The sequence below is a fragment of the Geodermatophilus sp. CPCC 205761 genome (genome assembly GCF_051383655.1).
In the GTDB taxonomy this organism is placed as follows: Bacteria; Actinomycetota; Actinomycetes; order Mycobacteriales; family Geodermatophilaceae; genus Geodermatophilus.
The window spans coordinates 36,461-52,689 of record NZ_JALPKQ010000039.1; the positions used below are offsets into that span (position 1 = coordinate 36,461).

A 16,229-nucleotide genomic window follows, 5' to 3' on the forward strand; every position below is an offset into this window, starting at 1 on the left:
GACTCGCCGGCATGCGCGTCTTCGTCGGCACCGACCATGCCGGGCTCGAGTTCAAGGAGCACCTGAAGGAGGCCCTGACCGGGGCCGGGCACGAGCCGGTGGACTGCGGGGCCTACGAGTACGACGCCGAGGACGACTACCCGCCGTTCTGCTTCGAGGTGGGGGAGCGCACCGTCACCGAGCCGGGGAGCCTCGGCGTGGTCATCGGCGGGTCGGGCAACGGCGAGCAGATCGCGGCCAACAAGGTCCCCGGGGTGCGCGCCGCGCTGGTGTGGAACCGGTCGACCGCCGAGCTGGCCCGCCAGCACAACGACGCCAACGTGGTCTCCATCGGCGCCCGGCAGCACAGCGTCGAGGAGGCCACCGAGCTGGTGCTGCTGTTCCTGGACACGCCGTTCAGCGGCGACGAGCGGCACGCCCGCCGGATCGGCCTGGTCGCCGACTACGAGCAGAACCGACACCGCCCGGCCGGCGGTCTGCCCACCCGGGACGAGCCGGTCTGACCTCGGACCCCGCCTTTGCATGATCATGCATAGGCGTGCATACTTCTCCCGTGTCCAAGGTCCTCACCTCCCTGCCCGTCGGCGAACGCGTCGGGATCGCCTTCTCCGGCGGCCTCGACACCTCCGTGGCGGTCGCGTGGATGCGCGACAAGGGAGCGGTGCCCTGCACCTACACCGCGGACATCGGCCAGTACGACGAGCCCGACATCGCCTCGGTCCCCGGTCGCGCGACGGCCTACGGCGCGGAGATCGCCCGGCTGGTCGACTGCCGGGCCGCCCTCGTGGAGGAGGGCCTCGCCGCCCTGACCTGCGGCGCGTTCCACATCCGCTCCGGTGGCCGCAGCTACTTCAACACCACCCCGCTGGGCCGGGCGGTCACCGGCACGCTGCTGGTCCGCGCGATGCTCGAGGACGGCGTCCAGATCTGGGGCGACGGCTCCACCTTCAAGGGCAACGACATCGAGCGGTTCTACCGGTACGGCCTGCTGGCCAACCCGTCGCTGCGGATCTACAAGCCGTGGCTGGACGCCGACTTCGTCACCGAGCTCGGCGGCCGCAAGGAGATGTCGGAGTGGCTGCTCGCTCACGGGCTGCCCTACCGGGACAGCACGGAGAAGGCCTACTCCACCGACGCCAACATCTGGGGCGCGACGCACGAGGCCAAGGCGCTCGAGCACCTCGGCGTCGGCGTCGAGGTCGTCGAGCCGATCATGGGCGTGCGGTTCTGGGACGCCGCCGTGGAGATCCCCGCCGAGGACGTCACGATCGGCTTCGCGCAGGGCCGCCCGGTGACGATCAACGGCAAGGAGTTCGACTCCGCCGTCGACCTGGTGCTGGAGGCCAACGCCATCGGCGGGCGGCACGGCCTGGGGATGTCCGACCAGATCGAGAACCGCATCATCGAGGCCAAGAGCCGGGGGATCTACGAGGCGCCGGGGATGGCCCTGCTGCACGCGGCCTACGAGCGGCTGGTCAACGCGATCCACAACGAGGACACCCTCGCCACCTACCACAGCGAGGGACGGCGACTCGGCCGGCTGATGTACGAGGGCCGCTGGCTGGACCCGCAGGCGCTCATGCTGCGAGAGTCCCTGCAGCGCTGGGTCGGCATGGCGGTGACCGGCGAGGTGACCCTGCGGTTGCGGCGCGGCGAGGACTACTCGGTCCTCGACACCTCCGGGCCGGCCTTCAGCTACCACCCGGACAAGCTGTCGATGGAGCGGACCGAGGACTCCGCGTTCGGCCCGGTCGACCGGATCGGCCAGCTGACGATGCGCAACCTCGACATCGCCGACTCCCGGGCCAAGCTCGAGCAGTACGCCCGGCTCGGCATGGTCGGCGGCGCGCACCCGGTCGCGATCGGCGCCGCGCAGGCGGCCGCGACCGGGCTCATCGGCGCGATGACCGCCGGCGGCGCCGAGGCGATCGCCTCCCGCGGGGCGGTCTCCGCCGACGACGAGCTGCTCGACCGCGCGGCGATGGAGTCTGGTACCGACTGATCGCGGACCATCGCTCGTCCGCCGGGCCGAGGGCTCAGAACTCGTCGGGGCACCACGGCGTCACGGGCCAGCGGAACGCCGTCGCCGCGTGGATGACCGCCCCGGGGCTCACCTCGGTGACCCGGCCGGCCGCCTGCAGGTCGGAGAGCGAGACGCCGCCGAGGTAGGCCGCGCCCAGCGACTCGACGTCCAGCACCAGGTCGGGGTCGCCGTCGGTGGGGGCGCAGAAGGCGCCGGCGGGGTGGCCCTTCAGCCACCAGCGCCCCTCGTTCCACGGGCAGAAGGCGTCCCGCACCTCGAGCACCAGGTCGATCGGCGCGGGATAGCGGCGGGCCGCCAGCGCGCGGCCGACGTCGACCAGCCGCACCCACAGCCCGTCGACCGGCCGGGTGTGCAGCGTGCGCGGGTCGGCGAGCAGGTGCCGCAGCGGGTCGTCGGGCGAGAGGGTCGACGCCCGCAGGTTGCGCACCAGGTCGATGGAGAGCAGGAACCGCCAGAGCGCGGCGTAGGCGGGGGTGCTGCCGGCGCGGACCTCCTCGACGACGACCGTGCCGTCCGGCTCGCCGTCGTCGGTCCAGTGGCCCTTCACCCGGTAGGCGGCGTACCCGCTCACGGTGCCGTCGGGCTCGGTGTGCAGCGCGTGGCGCCGCCCGGTGGCCCCGTTGCGCTGATCGGCCTCGTCGCGCAGCGCGCGGTCCCACCAGCGGCCGTCCCGCTCGAGGTTGCCCGGGACGAACCGGCGCAGCCGGTCGTGCAGCGCCGCGGCGGCGGCCCGGTACTCCTCGACGGGCACCAGGTCGACCCGGCCGGAGCCGAGGTCGACGTCGCGCCGGAAGGCCATCCGCCGCACCCGGCCGCCGAGGTTGCCCTTCCACGTGGCGGTCGCGTAGCCGAACCGCCCGTAGATCGACCCCTCGGACGCCCACAGCGCGGCGACCGGTTCGCGCTGCTGCTCGTGCAGCTCGGTGAGCTGGCGCCCCATGATCGCCGTCAGGACGCCGCGCCGCCGGTGGGTGGGGGAGACCGACACCCAGGTGACGCCGGCGCACGGGACGACGGCGCCCGGCACGGTGAGGTGCCGGCTGTAGATGCCCGCCGTCGCGACCACGCGGTCGCCGTCCCACAGCCCCAGCGACCGGTCCAGCTCGGCGTGCGGGGGGACGGCGTCGACGAAGGAGCTGGGCCCCTCCTCGGCGAAGGCGTCGAACAGGGCCCGGCTGAAGGCCGGCCACTCCTCGGGGGTCACCGGGCGCAGGCTGTCGGCGAGAACGGTCACCCGAGCTGTCTACCGGCAGGCCCCGACGGTTCGCGAACCAGTTCCCGGGTGTCAGCGGTCGGTGCCAGCATCCGCCCGTGACCGCCACGCCCGCCGACGTCCGCTCCGTCGCCCTGGCCCTGCCCGAGACCACCGAGCGCCCGGCCTGGGACATGGCGTGCCTGCGTGTGCGCGACAAGATCTTCGCGTCGATGCCGCCGGACGAGAGCTGGGTGGCGGTCCGGCTGGCCGAGGGCGAGAACCGGGCCCTGGCGGCCGAGCGGCCCGGGGTCTTCTCGGTGCCGCACCACTACCGGAACTCCACGATGGTCGTGGTCGACCTGGCCGCGGCCGACCCGGGGGAGCTGGCCGAGCTGCTCACCGAGGCGTGGCGGCTCCGGGCGCCGGCGCGGCTGCGCGCCGCCTACGACGCCGCCGGACGGCCGCCGCCGGGTGAGCCCTGAGCCGGGCCCCCGCGGGGCCCCAGGGGTCCTCTCTCAGCCGCGCAGGTAGGCGAGGGTCGCCATCACGCGGCGGTGCTGGTCCTCGTCCTGGGTGAGGCCGAGCTTCGCGAAGATCCGCTGGGTGTGCTTCTCGACGGCGCCCTCGGTGACCACCAGCCGCCGTGCGATCGCGCCGTTCGAGTGCCCCTCGGCGATCAACCCGAGCACCTCCCGCTCGCGCGGGGTGAGCCGGCGGACCGGATCGTCGCCCCGGCGGCGGGCGAACAGCTGGGCGACCACCTGGGGGTCGAGCACGGTGCCGCCGCCCACGACGTCGGTGAGCGCGGTGAGGAACGAGTCGAGGTCGGTGACCCGGTCCTTGAGCAGGTAGCCCACCCCGCCCCGGCCGTCGGCCAGCAACTCGTCGGCGTAGGCGACCTCGACGTACTGGGAGAGCACGAGCACCGCCGTCCCCGGCGCGGCGGCGCGGGCCTCGACCGCCGCCCGCAGCCCCTCGTCGGTGTGCGTGGGCGGCATCCGGACGTCGACCACCGCGACGTCCGGGCGGTGCTCGACCACCGCCCGGACCAGCGACGGGCCGTCGCCGACGGCCGCCACCACCTCGCAGCCCTCGTCCTCGAGCAGCCGGACGAGACCCTCCCGGAGCAGCACCGAGTCGTCGGCGATCACGACCTGCACGGCAGCTCCGCCACGAGCCGGGTCGGGCCGCCGCGCGGGCTGTCGACGGTGAGGACGCCGTCCACCGCCAGGAGCCGGTCGGCCAGTCCGGCCAGGCCGTGTCCCGGGGCCAGGACGGCGCCGCCGGTGCCGTCGTCCTCGACGACCACCCGCAGCGCCGGGCCGGCCATCACGACCACCACCTGGCAGGTCGTCGCGCCGCTGTGCTTGGCCACGTTGGCCAGCGCCTCGCTGACGACGAAGTACGCGGTGTTCTCCACGGCCGGGGCCAGCCGCGGCTGAGGCAGGTCGACGGAGAGCTCGACCGGCACGGGCGAGCGGGCGGCGACGGCGGCCAGGGCGGCGGCCAGCCCGCGGTCGGCGAGCACCGGCGGGGCGATGCCGCGGGAGAGCGCGCGCAGCTCCTCCAGGGCCTCCTTCGCCAGGCCGGCCGCCTCGCCGAGGGTGGCCCGCGCCGCGGCGGGGTCGCGCTCGAGCTGCCGCTGCACGCGGGAGAGGTCCATGCCGAGGCGCACCAGGTGCTGCTGCGGGCCGTCGTGGATGTCGCGCTCCAGCCGCCGGAGCGCCACCGCCTCGGCCGCGACCGCGGCGTCGCGGCCCTGCGCGAGCCGCCCGAACTCGGCCTGCGTGGCGGCCCGTGAGGTGAGCAGCGCCCGGCCCAGCTGGGCCTGCAGCAGCGCCGTCCCGCGGACGGCGAAGGGCAGCAGCACCGCGAAGACCAGCCCGATGAGGGTGGAGAAGGCGATCCGCGCGCCCGTCCCCGTGTCGAAGCCCATCAGCTCGAGCAGGTCCTCGTTGTCCCGGCCGTCCGGCAGCGCCCAGTCCCACAGCCCGTAGGTGAGCCCACCCAGCGCGCCGGCCCAGAAGGTCACCGCGACGACGAAGGACAGGATCGCGAACGGGAACCGGAGCACGGCGTGCAGCGCGTCGAGCCAGCACTGCGGGTCGCGCAGCGGCGTGGTGAGCCGGCGCAGCCGGCCGCCGTCGGCGCGGGCGTAGGCCGGGTGCGGCACCGGCCGGCCGAGGACCAGGGGCAGCCAGCTCCGCTCCACCGCGGCCGGCCCGCGGGCGGCCAGCAGCGTGGCGGCGAGGACGGCGACGCCGACCCAGATCACCAGGAGCCCGGCCCCGACCGCGAGGCCGGTGACCACGAGCACGAAGGCGGCGATGGCGACCGGGAAGGAGACGAAGGAGTAGGCGGTGTCCACGCCCAGCTGCCGGAGCAGCGCCCGCCGGGGTCCGGCGGGCGGCGGCGGGGGCGTGGTCACGGTCGGCAGGACGGCGATGTCGGTCATGCCGTCGAGCCTGGCCGGGGGCGGGGTCGGACCCCATCCCGCCAGCCGGTCGATCGGGTGTCGGGCTGGCCCGACAAGCGTGCGGTGCTCATCTCGGCCCGGATGCTCCCGGCGCAGCGGGGCCGGTGTCCAGCACCCCGCCCGTTAGGGTCCCGGGGACCGGGCCCGCCGACGTCGTCGCGGACCGCGCGACAGCGTGCCCGGCGGGGGAGGGGAGCCGTGCGCGCTCCGACGGTGCCGTTCGCCCTGGTGGTGGTCCTGCTGGCCGGTGGGTGCGCCTCGATCACCGACGAGGAGGCCACGCGCGGGTCGGCGGGGGCGGTCACCTCGGTGCCCGACGCCCGGCTCACCCTCGTGGCCGACGAGGACCCGGTTGCGGCGGCCGCCTCGACCAGCCGGGCGCTGTTCGACACCGCCGAGGTCGCCGTCGTCGCCCGCGACGGGGACACCGCCGGCACCCTGCTGGGCGCGTCGGCCGCGGCCGGCCTCGGGGTCCCGTTGCTGCTGGAGCCGGCGGGGGGCGGCGACGCCGATGCGCTGGCCGCCGAGCTGGAGCGGCTGGGGACGACGACCGTCCTCGCGGTCGGGGAGGCCGAGGGCACCGCGGCATCCGGCGCCACCGCCTCGGCCGCGGTGGTCGCGGTGCCCGCCGCGGCCGAGGCGGTCGCGGCGGCCACCGGCCTGGACCTCGGCGAGACCCGGCAGGTGGAGGACGGCGGCGGGCCCGCCGCCGTGGCGGAGCTGGACCCGGAGCAGCCGGTCGCGCTGCTGAGCGGGGACGACGCGCCGCCGGCCGGTGACGTCGAGCAGCTGCCCGAGGTGGAGCGCGCCGAGCCGCTCGACGGGACCCTGGTGGTGGCCACCGGCGGCGCGGCCACCCTCGCCGGCATCGCGACGGCCCGGGCCGCGGGGGCGCGGGTGCACGTCACCGCCACCCCCGACCCGCGCGGTGACGCGGACCTGGTCGGCCTGCTCGGCGAGGAGCCGCCGGACGCCGTCGTCACGCTCGGCCCGGAGTACACCGGGGTGGACGGGCTGGAGTGGAAGCTGGCCACCGCGGCCACCGGCCGGCAGCTGCCCGGCGGTGGCCAGCTGCTCTTCCCGGGGCACTTCCTCGTCGCCCTCTACGGGCACCCGGGCAGCGGCGCCCTCGGCGTCCTCGGCGAGCAGGACGCGGCGGCGTCGGTCGAGCGGGCCCGCGCGCACGCGGCGCCGTACGAGCCGCTGGTGACCGACGCGACCGTCGTCCCGGCGTTCGAGATCATCGCCACGGTGGCCTCGGAGTTCGCCGGGCCCGACGGCAACTACTCCACCGAGGTCCCCGCCGAGCAGCTGCGCCCGTGGGTCGAGGCGGCGGGGGAGGCCGGGATCTACGTCGTCATCGACCTGCAGCCCGGGCGCACCGACTTCGTCGCGCAGGCCGAGCAGTACCGCTCGCTGCTGGAGCTGCCGCACGTCGGCCTGGCGCTGGACCCGGAGTGGCGGCTGGCGTCCGGCCAGGTGCACCTCAGTCAGATCGGGTCGGTCTCGATCGACGAGGTCAACCAGGTCGTCGCCTGGCTGGCCGACCTGACCCGCGCCAACGAGCTGCCGCAGAAGCTGCTGGTGCTGCACCAGTTCCAGGTGCGGATGATCCCCGAGCGCGAACGGCTGGACACCTCCCGCGACGAGCTGGCGGTGATGGTGCACGCGGACGGGCAGGGCGGGCAGGGCGACAAGCAGGCGACCTGGCGGACGCTGCGCCAGACGACACCGGACGCGGTCTGGTGGGGGTGGAAGAACTTCTACGACGAGGACGCCCCGATGCTCACCCCGGAGGAGACGATCGTGCAGGTCAGCCCGCGTCCGCAGCTGATCAGCTACCAGTAGGGCGCGACCCCTCCCGTTGTGTCGGTCCCCTGTGGTGAGCTGGCGCGGCCGTCGAGACGAGGAGGCCCCACCGTGACAGCCGTCAGCGCAGAGCTCGATCCCCGCCTGCTGGAGCACCGGCGTGAGCTGACCGGCTACTGCTACCGCATGCTCGGGTCGGCGTTCGACGCCGACGACGCGGTGCAGGAGACGATGGTCCGGGCCTGGCGCGGGCTGGCCGACTTCGAGGGCCGATCGGCGCTGCGCTCGTGGCTGTACCGGATCGCCACCAACGTCTGCCTCGACCAGCTGTCCGGGCGGCAGCGCCGGGCCCTGCCGATGGACCTCTCCGGCTCGCCGTGGCAGCCGGTCGAGGCCTCGCTCTCCTCACGGCGGCCGGGCACGGCGTGGGTCGAGCCCATCCTCGACCGGCAGGTCGTCCCCGAGAACGCCGACCCCGCCGAGCAGGCGGTGCAGCGGGAGTCGATCCGGCTGGCCTTCGTCGCGGCCCTGCAGCACCTGCCGCCGCGGCAGCGGGCGGTCCTGCTGCTGCGCGACGTCCTCCGCTGGAAGGCCGACGAGGTGGCGCAGCTGCTCGACACGACCGTCGCCTCGGTCAACAGCGCGTTGCAGCGCGCCCGGGCCACGCTCGCCGCCGTCGGCGGCGAGCTGGACCCCCGGCCGCTGGACGACGACGCCCGCGACCTGCTCGACCGCTACGTCGACGCCTTCGAGCGCTACGACATCGACGCGTTCGTCAAGCTGCTGCACGAGGACGCCACGCAGCACATGCCGCCGTTCGAGATGTGGCTGCGCGGGGCGGGCGACATCGGCACCTGGATGCTCGGCCCCGGCTCGAAGTGCCGCGGTTCCCGGGTGCTGCCGACGCACGCCAACGGCCTGCCCGCCTTCGCCCAGTACCGGCTCCGCGAGGGAGGTGGTCGCGAGCCGTGGGCTCTGCACGTGCTCGAGGTGCGGGCGGGGCGGATCGCGCACATCTCGAGCTTCCTCGACCTCGAGACGGGGCTGTTCGAGCGGCTGGGCCTGCCCGCCCTGCTGGACTGACCGGTCCGGCAGCGGAGAGGACAGGGTGCTGATGCCGCAGGCGGACGTCACCGTCGGCGCGCACGACGAGCGCCACCGGGCCGGGCACCGACGGCGGCTGAGTCCGGCGCGCGCCGCGGTGACGGGGTTCCGGTCTTCCCCCGCCGCAGCCGGGCGCGGCACGATCGCCGTGCCCGACGAGGATCGGAGGCCGACGTGATCCCTCCCGCGACCGGTACCGCCCCGACGACCGGGTACGCCCCGCTCAACGGGCTGGAGATGTACTACGAGATCCACGGCGAGGCGGCCGGTCCCGATGCCGTCCCGGTGCTCCTCCTGCACGGCGCCTACATGTCGACGGGCACGTTCGGACCACTGCTGCCCGCTCTCGCCGAGACCCGGCAGGTCGTCGTCTGCGACCTGCAGGGCCACGGGCGGACGACGGACGCCGACCGCCCCATCACCTACGAGGGGCTCGCCGACGACGCGGCCGCGCTGCTCGGCCACCTGGGCCTCGCGCCGGCCGACGTCGTCGGCTACAGCATGGGCGGGGGAGTGGCGCTGCAGCTCGGCGTCCGTTCCCCGGAGGTGGTCCGCCGGCTGGTGGTGATGTCGGCGTCCTACACCAGCGACGGGATGCAGCGCGAGCTCCTCGACATGATCCCGAGCATCAGCCCGGAGGTGTTCGCCGGGACACCGATCGAGGCGGGCTACCGGGAGATCGCGCCGGACCCCGACCGCTTCCCGATCCTGGTCGACAAGCTCAAGACGCTGGACATGACGCCGTTCTCCTGGCCACCCGAGGCGATCCGGGCGATCCCCGCGCCGACGATGATCGTGGTCGGGGACGCCGACGCGATCCGCCTCGAGCACGCCGTCGAGCTCTACCGGCTGCGCGGTGGCGGCGCCATGGGCGATCTGGCCGGCCTGTCCCGCGCCCGGCTGGCGGTGGTCCCCGGCACCACGCACTACATGCCGGAGGGCCGCGGCCTGCTCGACCGCTGGGACTGGCTGTGCGCCGTGCTCACCGCGTTCCTCGACGAGCCCGAGCCCGAGCCCGAGCCCGAGCCCGACCCCGGGCCCGGGCCGACCGGCTGAATCCTCCCCACCCTGGTCTCACCCGTTCAGGGGGGACGGGCGCGGTTCGGGTTCGGTCGGAGTGGTGTGTGGCCGATCCCGGAAGCATGAGAGAGCACGGGCAACCGCCGGCCGCGCGTCGGCCCGCCCCTGCCCTGTGTCTGACGATCGGCCTCGCGCTGCTGTTCGCCACCGGGGTCGGAGACCGGCCCGACGGCGTCGCGTGGGACCGGGCGTACGACGTCGTCCTGTTCAACCTGCCCTACCTGGCCGCCGCCGGAGCGTGCTTCGCCGCGGGGGTCCGGGTGCGGATCGAGCGCGTCGCCTGGATGGGTCTCGGCGTCGCCCTGGCGCTGAGCGCGGTCGGCAACGCCCTGCGCGTGCTCGCCGCCGGGGTCGAGGGCAACGGACCGTCCTCCCCGCTGGCCGACGCGATCTCGCTCCTCGGTTACCTGACCCTCTACGTGCACGTCGTCGGGCTGATCCGGGCCCGGGTGCCCCGCTTCCACCCCAGCATGTGGCTGGACGGCGTCATCAGCGCCCTCGGCACCCTGTCCGCCGGTGTGGCGTTCGTGCTCGGTCCCTACCTCTACCCCGGCCCCGGCCGGGAGGCGGTGGCCGCCATCGAGATGGTGGGCCCGATGACGAGCGTGGTGCTCATCGCCGTCCTCGTCGCGGTCGGCTCCATCCTCGGGGTGCGGCTCGACCGCACGCTGCTCACGGTGGCCCTGGGGCTGTGCTTCATGTGCGCCTCGGACTTCATCCTGTTCGTGCTCAAGGTCCAGGACCGGTACGTCGACGGCGGCCCGCTGGAGCTCGGCTGGCTGGCCTGCATCGTCCTGGCCGCGACGGCCGCGACCGGTGCGCGTCACCGCCCGCCGCCGGTCGACGCGGGCGGCCGCTCCCGCATCGGGTGGCGGCTGCTGGCCGTGCCGCTCGCCTGCATCGTGGCCAGCCTGTTCGTCCTCAGCTCCGGCTGGACCCATCCGATGCCCGCCGTCTCCGCCTGGCTGGCCGTCGCCTGCGTGCTGGCCGGCATCGCCCGCATCGCGGTGACCTTCCGCGAGGTCCGCGGCTACCACCAGATCAAGCAGGAGGCCCGGACCGACGAGCTCACCGGCCTGGCCAACCGCCGCGCGCTGCTCGAGCGGGCGAAGCGGTTCGTCGCCACGGCCACGCCCGCTCGGCCCGCGGCCCTGCTGCTGCTCGACCTCGACGGGTTCAAGGAGGTCAACGACAGCCTCGGGCACGGAGCCGGCGACGACCTGCTGCGCCAGGTGGGTCCCCGCCTGCGCCTCGCCCTGCGCGCCGACGACGTCCTCGCCCGACTCGGTGGCGACGAGTTCGCCGTCCTGCTGCCCGCGACCGACGCCGACGCCGCCCGGCTGCTCGCGGAGCGGCTGCGTCAGCTGCTGCTGCAGCCGTTCACGGTGGAGGGGGTCCGGCTGCACGTCGGCGTCAGCATCGGCGTCGCGACCACCCCCGCCCCTGCGGCCAGCGTGCAGGAACTGCTGCACTGCGCCGACATCGCGATGTACACCGCGAAGAGCGCCCGCGAGGGCGTGCACGTCTACGTCCCCGACCCCGTGACGGGGACGGGCGGCGGCGACCGGCTGCGCACCATGGAGGAGCTGCGGACCGCCCTGACCGGTGACGAGCTGGTGGTCTTCCTGCAGCCGCAGGTGGACCTGCGCGACGGCGGGGTCGTGGGCGCCGAGGCGCTGGTCCGCTGGCACCACCCCACCCGCGGACTGCTCTCGCCCGCCGAGCTGCTGCCCGCGGCGGAGCAGGCCGGGCTGCTGCGGCCGCTGACCGACACGGTGCTCGAGCTGGCCCTCGCGGCGACCCGCCGCTGGTGGCGCGAGCACGAGGTGCCCGTCTCGGTGAACCTCTCCGCGGCCAACGTCACCGACCTCGACCTGCCCGACAAGGTCGCCGCCGCGCTGCGCAGGCACGACCTGCCGGCGCAGGCGCTGACCTTGGAGCTGGTCGAGGACACCCTCATGGCCGATCCCGAGCGGGGCCGCGCCGTCCTGGCCGACCTGCGCCGGCTCGGCGTCCGGACGTCGATCGACGACTTCGGCACCGGGTACAGCTCGCTGGCCTACGTGCGGCACCTGCCCGCCGACGAGCTCAAGCTCGACCGGAGTCTCACCGCCGACGTCGACCGCGACCCGCGCGCCGCGGCGATCGTGCAGCACACCGTCGCCCTCGCCCACGACCTCGGGCTGAGCCTGGTGGCGGAGGGGGTGGAGACGCTCGCGACGAGCGTCGTGCTCGCCCGGCTCGGCTGCGACGTCGCCCAGGGATATGCGATCGCTCACCCCATGCCGGTCGACGACTTCCTCGCCTGGCTGGTGGCCGCCGACTCCGGCCTCGTCGACGAGGCGCTGGTTCCGCAGCTCAGCCGGGGTGCCACCGCGAACTGAGGCGCCGGCCGACGGCCGCGCAGGAGCGCCGGTCGTGCCACAGCGCGGGCCGGCGTTCGTCACATCTCCACCACGCGACACGCGCGTCACTCCCGTGCTCTCCGCGGTCGTCCATGCACGCTGAGGTCATGACGCCGTCCTCACCAGCCACCGAACTCCTGCGTCCGCGCCTCGTCCGGGGCGCCGACCGCCCGTCCCACCGCGGTGGGCCCGACGACTGGCGCGACCTCGCGCCCGAGATCCACCGTCAGCGGCTGGTCATCGAGGGCGTCCCGGCCCGTCCCGTCACGGACAGCCAGATCCGGCACTACCTCTCCGCGCTGTCCCGCGAGGTCGAGATGGTGCAGCTGCTCGAGCCGGTGACGCACCGCTCCGACCTGTACGGCTGGGCCGGCTGGATCCACTGGGAGACGTCGGGCGCCCACTTCTACGCGTGGGAGCAGCCGCGGCTGTTCTTCTCGGTCGACATCTACACCTGCAAGGCGTTCGACGTGGAGACCGCCGTGTCCTTCACCCGCGAGTTCCTGTCCGCGGGCACCATCGTCGCGAAGTCCTTCTGAGATGGCCCTCCGGCTGCTGGTCGCGGACTCCCCGGCCGAGCGGGCCGCCGCGCGGGACGTCGAGGCCCGGGTCTTCCTGCAGGCGTTCGGCAACACGCCGGAGGTCATGGAGCAGGAGTACGGCGCCTACCGCGACCGGTCCCGCTTCCTCGTGGTGCTCGACGACGCGGACGGGATGGCTCTGGGTGCTGCCCGGCTCATCGTCCCGGACGCCACCGGCGAGGTGAAGACGCTGACCGACGTCGCGGGCGAGCCCTGGCACCTCGACGTGCCGGACAGCCTCCGGACGGCGGGCCTGGCCGGGCGACCGGTCTGGGACGTGGCGAGCCTGGCCGTGGACCGGCGGTTCCGCAGCGGCGCGGCCGGCGCCGAGGTCACCCTCGCGCTCTGCCACGGCCTGCTGCGCCACTCGCAGCTCTGCGGCGCCGAGGGCCTGGTCACCATCCTCGACGACCGCGTCCTGCGGCTGCTGCGCGTGATGGGTGTGCCGTGGGCCCCGATGGCCGGCGCCTCGTCCCGCTTCTACCTGGGCTCGCCGGCCAGCACGCCGTGCGTCTGCCTCGTCGACTCCATCGGGCCGAACATCCGCGCGGTCCGGCCCGAGCTGGCGCCCGGCGTCGTCGACGGCGTCTTCACGTCGATCGCCGTGGACCCGGCCGACCTGCGCCCCGGCCGCGGCGCCCCGGTGCGGGAGACCGTCGCGCCCACCGGGCCGGTCATGGCACGGCGGGACACGACCGGCTGGCGGCCGCCGACCCACCGGCGCCCGGAGGTCGTCGCCGGGGCGCCGACCTCCGGGGCCTAGTCAGGGCTCAGGCCGCCAGCGGGTGGTGGTGGCACCGGCCGCCGGACGAGGCCCGGGCCGCGCACGGCGCGCCGGCCTTGGTCCGGCCGCCGGTGTCCCCGCAGCGAGCCGGGGCGGCCGCCGGGGCGACCGGCGCGGGCGCGGCCAGCCGGAGGAAGGGCAGGACGACGGCGTCACGGGTCGGCACCGCCGGAGCGGCGACGGCCTCGGCGGTGACGGTCCGCGGGGTGACGGTCCCCTCGGTGACGGGGAGCGGGGTCGCGGCGCGGCGACGGTCAGCCCGCCGGCGCAGGGCCGCGGCAGCGGTGAGTCCGGCGGTGAAGGCAGCGAGGGCGGTGGCGACGTGGCTGGTGCGCATGCCTTCGGTATCGGCGGTCCGGAGCGCGGGCGGAACACCCGTGGGGCGCCGTATCTGGGGACCGGGCTGCGGCCCGATGACTTCCGGCCGGCGCCGGGGTCTGCATGCGTGGAATGCCGTTGACCCGTTTTCCGACGGGGGCCGAGCATGGATCCGGTTCGAGCCGCGACCGGTGCCGCGGTCGACGGGCAGGGGAGGGGCAGCGCGTGATCCGTGCACGGGGTCTGGTGCAGACCTTCACGACTCGTCAGGGCCGGGTCAGGACCGAGGTCCGGGCCGTCGACGGCGTCGACCTCGACGTCGCCGAGGGGGAGATCGTCGCGTTCCTCGGGCCCAACGGGGCCGGCAAGACCACCACGCTGCGGATGCTGACGACGCTGCTGAGGCCCACCGCCGGCACCGCGACGGTGGCCGGCTTCGACGTCGTCACGGAGTCGGTGCAGGTCCGCCGCAGCATCGGCTACGTCTCACAGGCCGGCGGGGCGTTCAGCGGCGCTCGCGCCGGCGATGAGGTCGTGGACCACGGGATGCTCTACGGGTTGCCCCGGGCGGTGGTCGAGGAGCGGGCCCGGCAGCTGTTCCAGCAGCTGCACCTGGAGGGGCTGTGGACCCGGATGCCGAAGAACATGTCCGGCGGCCAGAAGCGCCGGCTGGACATCGTCATGGGGCTGATCCACGAGCCGACGCTGATGTTCCTCGACGAGCCGACCACCGGCCTGGACCCCCAGGCGCGGGCGAACCTGTGGGAGCACATCCGCGACCTGCGGCACCGGCGCGGTGCGACGGTGTTCCTCACCACCCACTACCTGGACGAGGCCGACGCGCTGGCCGACCGGATCCTGATCATCGACCGTGGCCGGATCGTCGCCGCCGACACCGCCGACGACCTCAAGGCACAGGTCGCCGGCGACCTGGTCGACCTGGAGGTGGTGGACCGGGCCGACGTGCCGGAGGCGGTCCGCAAGCTCGCCGCCCTCACCGACGGGCACGCCGACGTCGAGGTGGACGACCGGCACATCCGCGGGCGGGTGCGCCGCGCCGGGCGCATGGTGCCGGGGCTGCTGCGCGAGCTGGACCACTCCGCGATCGAGCTGGACTCGATCGAGGTGCACCGGCCGACCCTGGACGACGTGTTCCTGGCGCTGACCGGACGGTCCCTGCGCGACGCCGAGGCCGCAGCCACCGCCGCCACAGCAGACGCCGGCGGGGCGCCCGCGGACGGCACCGAGACCGTGCCCGCCGCCGCCGAAGGAGCCCAGCGGTGACGACCTTCCTGCGCGAGTCCCGCATCGTCTTCCGGCGCCAGCTCCGGATGAACCTGCGCAACCCGGCCTGGGTGATCATCGGGGCGATCCAGCCGGTGCTGTACCTGCTGCTGTTCGGTCCGCTGCTGACGCCGCTGGTCGAACGGTTCGGCGCGACGAACGCCTACACCTTCTTCGTGCCCGGGATGCTCGTGCAGCTCGGCATCTTCGGCGCCTTCTTCGCCGGGTTCAGCCTCATCGGGGAGTGGCGCGAGGGCGTCATCGAGGCCGAACGCGTCACCCCGGCCAGCCGGACGGCGCTGCTGGTCGGGCGGCTGGGCCGCGACCTGCTGCAGCTGCTCGTCCAGGCGCTGATCCTCATCGCCCTGGGCTACGCGCTGGGGATGGACGCGCCGATCCAGGGCATCGTCCTGGGCACCCTGCTCACCCTGCTCATCGGTGGCGCCTGCGCCGCGGCGTCCAACGCGCTGGCGCTGACCACCAAGAGCGAGGAGGTCATGGCGCCGGTGATCAACATGGTGATGATGCCGGTGCTGCTGCTGTCGGGGATCCTGCTGCCGATGACGATCGGTCCGGTGTGGCTGGAGCAGGCCAGCGGCTTAATGCCGATCCGGCACGTGGTCGACGCCGTCCGGAGCTCCTTCCTCGGCGACTTCACCTCGTCCGGACTGCTGTGGGGCACCCTGTGGGCGTTGGCGCTGTTCGCCGCCGCGGTCTGGTGGGGCACCGCCACGTTCCGCCGGGAGAACGCCTGACGTTGCTCCGGACGCCTGGGTTGCGGTGACGCCGCCGTGACGGCCGGGTGCTAGCAACTGGTCCACGGCGGTCCCACGCGATGCCGACGTCCGCGTCGCTGCGGGACACAAAGGGAAAGGGACGGCTTGATCGCGAATGGGCCGTCCCGACGGCACCGTCGCGAACGTGGCGAGTCGCCATTCGTGCTGCCCAGGCACGTGATCCGCGCCGGTCGTGGCTTCGTCCGCGGACAAGGATCTTGGTATTTCGCAGGTTCCGGTATTGCCACGCCCGAATGGGCTGAGTAGGAAGTCGGGAATCGGTTCTCCCCGGGTCCGGATCCTGTCCCTCGGGCGTGTCAGGTCTGCTGTGTAAGTGCGTGACTCCGAAGCTGAGCCCTCATGGCTCGGAGAG

Annotated in this window: 15 protein-coding genes; 11 read left to right on the forward strand and 4 right to left on the reverse strand. The window is 74.5% G+C overall.

The features are described 5' to 3' along the window. The first annotated feature begins 11 nt into the window (after nt 1-11). On the forward strand, nt 12-503 hold the full coding sequence (locus MY526_RS20435) for a ribose-5-phosphate isomerase (protein WP_436693643.1): 492 nt from the start codon (nt 12-14) through the stop codon (nt 501-503). 50 nt (nt 504-553) lie between these two features. Further along, the gene (gene argG / locus MY526_RS20440) at nt 554-2,002 is read left to right on the forward strand and encodes an argininosuccinate synthase (protein ID WP_436693641.1); all 1,449 of its coding nucleotides are present in this window, start codon (nt 554-556) and stop codon (nt 2,000-2,002) included. A gap of 34 nt (nt 2,003-2,036) precedes the next feature. Here argG and MY526_RS20445 read toward each other — a convergent pair whose 3' ends face one another. Next, nucleotides 2,037-3,278, reverse strand: a complete 1,242-nt coding sequence (locus tag MY526_RS20445) for a GNAT family N-acetyltransferase (RefSeq protein WP_436704941.1) — start codon at nt 3,276-3,278, stop codon at nt 2,037-2,039. Nucleotides 3,279-3,355: 77 nt separating this feature from the next. On the opposite strand from MY526_RS20445, the gene MY526_RS20450 reads away from it, so the two are divergent. Beyond that, nucleotides 3,356-3,721, forward strand: coding sequence for an MmcQ/YjbR family DNA-binding protein (locus tag MY526_RS20450; protein WP_436693638.1), 366 nt, complete (start codon nt 3,356-3,358; stop codon nt 3,719-3,721). 33 nt (nt 3,722-3,754) lie between these two features. Here the strand turns inward: MY526_RS20450 and MY526_RS20455 are convergent, their stop codons facing one another. Further along, nucleotides 3,755-4,399, reverse strand: coding sequence for a response regulator (locus tag MY526_RS20455; RefSeq protein ID WP_436693637.1), 645 nt, complete (start codon nt 4,397-4,399; stop codon nt 3,755-3,757). Further along, nucleotides 4,387-5,694 carry a sensor histidine kinase gene (locus MY526_RS20460; RefSeq protein ID WP_436704942.1) on the reverse strand — a complete coding sequence of 436 codons (1,308 nt, stop codon included), beginning with the start codon at nt 5,692-5,694 and terminating at the stop codon, nt 4,387-4,389. Before MY526_RS20460 ends, MY526_RS20455 begins: the two co-directional genes overlap by 13 nt. A gap of 219 nt (nt 5,695-5,913) precedes the next feature. On the opposite strand from MY526_RS20460, the gene MY526_RS20465 reads away from it, so the two are divergent. The 6 genes from MY526_RS20465 (at nt 5,914) to MY526_RS20490 (ending at nt 13,457) form a co-directional block, all read left to right on the forward strand. Next, entirely contained in the window at nt 5,914-7,563 is a 1,650-nt protein-coding gene (locus MY526_RS20465) for a hypothetical protein (protein WP_436704943.1), read from the forward strand. Nucleotides 7,564-7,635: 72 nt separating this feature from the next. Continuing rightward, the gene (locus tag MY526_RS20470) at nt 7,636-8,607 is read left to right on the forward strand and encodes a sigma-70 family RNA polymerase sigma factor (RefSeq protein WP_436693632.1); all 972 of its coding nucleotides are present in this window, start codon (nt 7,636-7,638) and stop codon (nt 8,605-8,607) included. Between the two features lie 195 nt (nt 8,608-8,802). Further along, entirely contained in the window at nt 8,803-9,684 is an 882-nt protein-coding gene (locus MY526_RS20475) for an alpha/beta fold hydrolase (protein ID WP_436704944.1), read from the forward strand. Nucleotides 9,685-9,770: 86 nt separating this feature from the next. Further along, entirely contained in the window at nt 9,771-12,092 is a 2,322-nt protein-coding gene (locus MY526_RS20480; RefSeq protein WP_436704945.1) for a putative bifunctional diguanylate cyclase/phosphodiesterase, read from the forward strand. A 128-nt stretch (nt 12,093-12,220) separates the two neighbouring features. Continuing rightward, nucleotides 12,221-12,652 (forward strand): S-adenosylmethionine decarboxylase, encoded by a 432-nt coding sequence (locus MY526_RS20485; RefSeq protein WP_436704946.1) that lies wholly within the window; start codon nt 12,221-12,223, stop codon nt 12,650-12,652. Nucleotide 12,653: 1 nt separating this feature from the next. Beyond that, nucleotides 12,654-13,457 carry a hypothetical protein gene (locus MY526_RS20490; protein WP_436693625.1) on the forward strand — a complete coding sequence of 268 codons (804 nt, stop codon included), beginning with the start codon at nt 12,654-12,656 and terminating at the stop codon, nt 13,455-13,457. 7 nt (nt 13,458-13,464) lie between these two features. Here MY526_RS20490 and MY526_RS20495 read toward each other — a convergent pair whose 3' ends face one another. After that, nucleotides 13,465-13,815 carry a hypothetical protein gene (locus MY526_RS20495; RefSeq protein WP_436693623.1) on the reverse strand — a complete coding sequence of 117 codons (351 nt, stop codon included), beginning with the start codon at nt 13,813-13,815 and terminating at the stop codon, nt 13,465-13,467. A 206-nt stretch (nt 13,816-14,021) separates the two neighbouring features. On the opposite strand from MY526_RS20495, the gene MY526_RS20500 reads away from it, so the two are divergent. Both MY526_RS20500 and MY526_RS20505 read left to right on the forward strand, forming a co-directional pair. Then, nucleotides 14,022-15,080 (forward strand): ATP-binding cassette domain-containing protein, encoded by a 1,059-nt coding sequence (locus tag MY526_RS20500; RefSeq protein WP_436704947.1) that lies wholly within the window; start codon nt 14,022-14,024, stop codon nt 15,078-15,080. Further along, nucleotides 15,077-15,835 carry an ABC transporter permease gene (locus MY526_RS20505; protein WP_436704948.1) on the forward strand — a complete coding sequence of 253 codons (759 nt, stop codon included), beginning with the start codon at nt 15,077-15,079 and terminating at the stop codon, nt 15,833-15,835. Before MY526_RS20500 ends, MY526_RS20505 begins: the two co-directional genes overlap by 4 nt. Nucleotides 15,836-16,229 lie beyond the last annotated feature (394 nt).

What these genes read in the sequence shown, in the direction of transcription:
- MY526_RS20490 (WP_436693625.1), top strand. Translation starts at nt 12,654, where the DNA reads ATGGCCCTCCGGCTGCTGGTCGCGGACTCCCCGGCCGAGCGGGCCGCC.
- MY526_RS20485 (WP_436704946.1), top strand. Translation starts at nt 12,221, where the DNA reads ATGACGCCGTCCTCACCAGCCACCGAACTCCTGCGTCCGCGCCTCGTC.
- MY526_RS20495 (WP_436693623.1), bottom strand. Translation starts at nt 13,815, where the DNA reads ATGCGCACCAGCCACGTCGCCACCGCCCTCGCTGCCTTCACCGCCGGA.
- MY526_RS20460 (WP_436704942.1), bottom strand. Translation starts at nt 5,694, where the DNA reads ATGACCGACATCGCCGTCCTGCCGACCGTGACCACGCCCCCGCCGCCG.
- MY526_RS20480 (WP_436704945.1), top strand. Translation starts at nt 9,771, where the DNA reads ATGAGAGAGCACGGGCAACCGCCGGCCGCGCGTCGGCCCGCCCCTGCC.
- MY526_RS20435 (WP_436693643.1), top strand. Translation starts at nt 12, where the DNA reads ATGCGCGTCTTCGTCGGCACCGACCATGCCGGGCTCGAGTTCAAGGAG.